This window comes from Ligilactobacillus sp. (assembly GCF_036846325.1).
Classification (GTDB): domain Bacteria; phylum Bacillota; class Bacilli; order Lactobacillales; family Lactobacillaceae; genus Ligilactobacillus.
Genome location: NZ_DAIUCE010000137.1, coordinates 1 through 3,604, shown reverse-complemented (window position 1 = coordinate 3,604; position 3,604 = coordinate 1). Strand labels below are relative to the sequence as shown.

General features: G+C 46.8%; 3 protein-coding genes and 1 pseudogene. 1 reads left to right on the top strand and 3 read right to left on the bottom strand.

Features of this window, described 5'->3' with window-relative positions; all coding sequences use genetic code 11:
- Nucleotides 1-1,243 (bottom strand): glycoside-pentoside-hexuronide (GPH):cation symporter (locus tag V7Z60_RS09300; RefSeq protein ID WP_334117538.1); only part of this gene is annotated, 1,243 nt, incomplete at its 3' end.
- Between the two features lie 216 nt (nt 1,244-1,459).
- On the opposite strand from V7Z60_RS09300, the gene V7Z60_RS09295 reads away from it, so the two are divergent.
- Nucleotides 1,460-2,284: an AraC family transcriptional regulator gene (locus V7Z60_RS09295; protein ID WP_334117537.1), complete on the top strand. Its 825-nt coding sequence runs from the start codon at nt 1,460-1,462 to the stop codon at nt 2,282-2,284.
- Between the two features lie 209 nt (nt 2,285-2,493).
- On the opposite strand, the gene V7Z60_RS09290 is transcribed toward V7Z60_RS09295, so the two are convergent.
- Together V7Z60_RS09290 and V7Z60_RS09285 are read right to left on the bottom strand one after the other, a co-directional pair.
- Nucleotides 2,494-3,195 carry a DNA methyltransferase gene (locus V7Z60_RS09290; RefSeq protein WP_334117536.1) on the bottom strand — a complete coding sequence of 234 codons (702 nt, stop codon included), beginning with the start codon at nt 3,193-3,195 and terminating at the stop codon, nt 2,494-2,496.
- A pseudogene (locus V7Z60_RS09285) lies at nt 3,192-3,604 on the bottom strand (Eco57I restriction-modification methylase domain-containing protein); the annotation flags it as partial. The pseudogene V7Z60_RS09285 and the gene V7Z60_RS09290, both read right to left, overlap by 4 nt.

Sequence of the window (3,604 nt, the reverse complement as noted above, 5' to 3'; positions counted from 1 at the left end):
TCGTCATGCCGGCAAGAATTGCAATCTGGCCGACAACGCCGTTTGAAACGGCACCGCCGAATTTATCGATCAGCGGACGAATCGAAAGAGATAATGATTCATCTCTGTGACCTAATTTCCACTGGCCATATTCAACAGAATCCGTGATGATCATCAAAACGACTAAGAAAACCATTTGCTGCGGGAATGCAAACATTACGGCAGCAAGCAGAACAAGTGCCAGATTGTTGCCGGCAAGGGCAAACACGCCGATGCCGCAGAGCATGAACACAAGACATCCGCCGAACACGGTCTTTCTGCTGAACTTCTTGGAAAGAACCGGGAAGAGGGCGGCTGAGATCATTCCAAGGAAGATGTTGATCGTTGAAAGAATCGAAAATGACTTCGGCTGACCCATGACGTAGGTGAAGTAGTAGACTTCAAGGGACCCCAGGATATTGACCGCAACGCCGTAGAACAGATATGCGCATGCAACCCAGAGAAGCTGGTCGTTCTTGGCCACGGCCTTGAAGACACCGATGACTCCGACCGTATCCTCCTTGTTTTCACGGATTTCGCTGTTCACCTCACGTGTGCAGCAGCCGACAACCCAGGCCGACACCAGCGCAATCGTGCAGATGATGAGGGCAAACATGAACCAGCCGTGCGTGTCCCCCGTTGTCGTTGTCTTCTCGGAGAAGTAGATGACAGCAGGCATGACGAGCACACCGACAAGGCCGCCGCCGATTGTCGAGCCGAAGCGGGCAAACGTTGCCGTCTTCTCACGTTCACGGGAGTCCGTTGTAAGTGACGGAAGCATTGACCAGAAGCCAACGTCCTTGAATGAGTAGAAGATGTCCATCGTGATGTACATTACGGCAAACACCACGAGATACAGCACTGCATTTTTCTGATACAGATTGCCCATGGTCGTGAACAGGCAGAGCAGAAGCACCGCCGAAATCGTACCGCCGGCAACGACCCATGGCCTGAAGTGTCCGAAGCGGGTCTTCGTGCGGTCAATCGCATTGCCGATGAACGGATCGATGAACAGCTCCACGATCCTGAGTACCATGATGATCAGGGTCACGATGCTGATCATCCTGTTGTCAACGGCCTGATTGCCTGAATTGAACAAGTGTGATGTGATGAACATGATGAGGTATCCTGAAAGCAGCCCGTAGAACGCATCATTGCCGAATGCGCCGAAGCTGTAGGCAAGACGCTGCCCCATGCCCATCTTTGTCTTTCCTTCCTTTGACATGAAATATCATCCTTTCGTGTATCCGTTTTCTCTACAGTCTTCAGTATACGTAAATGTAAGGCTTTACAACATAGTTCTTTAATCACTTTAGATGTCATAATGTTCAGTGAACAAATTGACATCTTTTTTCAAGAAGAGTTATAATGACAACGATAATTCAAATGTATAAAGTAATATTGACATCTGACATCAGAAAATTTACACATCGGAGGAAAAATGGAAAAGGAATACCGGGATCTTCAGAGTCACAGCATCGAAAGCGGAATCATCTTCTACGGTCTCGAATGCTGCGAACCAAACTACATCTTCAAGGGAAACAACGTCCGCGAAAACTACGTCATTCACTACATCAGAAAGGGATGCGGCACGTTTTCAGCTGCCGGCAGGCCGCTGGTCAAACTGAGCATGGGTGACTGCTTCATCCTGCCGAAGGGCGTCCCCTGCTTCTATCAGGCTGATGAACAGGATCCGTGGGAATACAGCTGGATCGGGCTTTCAGGCATCAGGACAGGCGAAATTCTGACCGCTTCAAGCATTTCTGAAAAAGGCTACCTGCGCCAGATTCAGGACACGGAATTCAAGAAGAGCCTGTCCAGGCTGTATGAATCACTGCATCTGACACACAACATGAAGAACAGCCTGCTGACCGAATCCCTGCTTTATAAAATGTTCCATGACCTGCTGGACGAGTTCCCGGCAGAAGTCACCAGAAAAACCACCTCAAGGACCCAGTTCCGGCTTGCGGTGGAGTACATGAGGGACAACTACGACACGGGCTGCTCCGTCCTTGACGTATGCCGCGGGCTTGCCGTGTCCAGAAGCTATCTCTACAGCCTCTTCAAAAAATTTGCGGGATCGTCTCCTCAGAAGTTCCTGACTGAAATCCGCATGGAAAAAGCAGAACATCTGCTCAGAGACACCGACAGAAGCGTCCAGAACATCGCCGATTCAATCGGATACGGTGACAGCTTCACCTTTTCGAAGGCATTCCGCAAGGCAAGGGGATGCAGCCCGACTGATTTCAGAAGGATGAGGAACTGACCTGTGATTCTGAGGCTTTACACAGATGAAATGCAGGGCCTTGAAACTGATGAATATAAAAAAAGCAACCGCCTGTTTTGACAAGGCGGTTGTTTAATTGATTCAGGGCTTACTGAATATTTTCACGTCCATAACCAGCTTGATCCTCAACGGAGTGCTCCGTTGAGGATCAAGCTGGTTCTATCCGGCATTACACACAAATCTGTCCCTTAACTGATCAACTGTTTGTATACATCAGTCCACAAAGACAAACGATAATGTCTGTCCGAAGGTTCAGGATCAATCTCACAGGAAGAATCCCCATCCAAGGCAAACAGATCAAGCTGCTCATATTTATTCTTAACAGTCCCAGTTGGTCCGCTCCCATCCAGAATCGATTCAAAAGTGTACTCCGTGCGCTGAACCTTTGTCCTGCCAACCGGCTTCCACTCACTGAATATGATCGGATTTCCCGATGCGTCAGTCTTCTTCAGAGCATCTCCCTGAGCCATATTTGCACAGATTATCGTCTTGGCACTGTAAAGTACCCTTTCATCCGGCATCGATCCATAAACATTCTTGATAAAAGTACGATAATACTTTGAAAATGTGTCATGCATGTTAATGACAAGCATCTCAACATTATCTTCAAGAAGTTCAATTCCGTATAAGGTAGACAACGCCATGAGTGCATTATTGCCGAATTCTCTGGCATCTTTGCTTTTCTCAAGAGCGTATTTCATCTTCCGTGCAAGAACTTCCGTCAGAAAAGCTCCTTCACCCGCAGACGGTTCCAGAAAAGTTGCAGTCAGAGATCTTACCTTTGCATCCACTTCAGGTTGATCAAGCATCTTTTCCACAACCCATTTGGGTGTAAAGACTTCTCCATAGTCTCTTACACGACTGGTATTCTTGATTATCCTATCTGTCATTTCATCGCCTGCACTTTAGTTTCAATGAATTCAATTTCTTCTTCTGACAAATTGTATTTTCTGTAAAGCTGCTGATCAATGTCTGCGATTGATTCTGTCCAGTCAATATCTGAATTGGCAGTAAAATCCTGCATGGGAACCAGTCTCCATTTTTCGGATGGGTTATCTTGAGTAACCTTAAGAATACCCAACATTGTCCTGGCAAATCTTGTTTTAATGTACTTCATTACATTTTCAGCCTCTAATAAACTGTCAAAGGCTCCTATGCTGATAAAGGTTTCAGTACTCCCGATCAGGGGTTCCCCGATCAGGGGTGTAGATAAAACTTCACCTATAGCACCCGTTCCATTAGCTTTAGGCACAAAAACTTTATATTTATCCAAGTTTTCTGTTTCTTTTATATAATTTC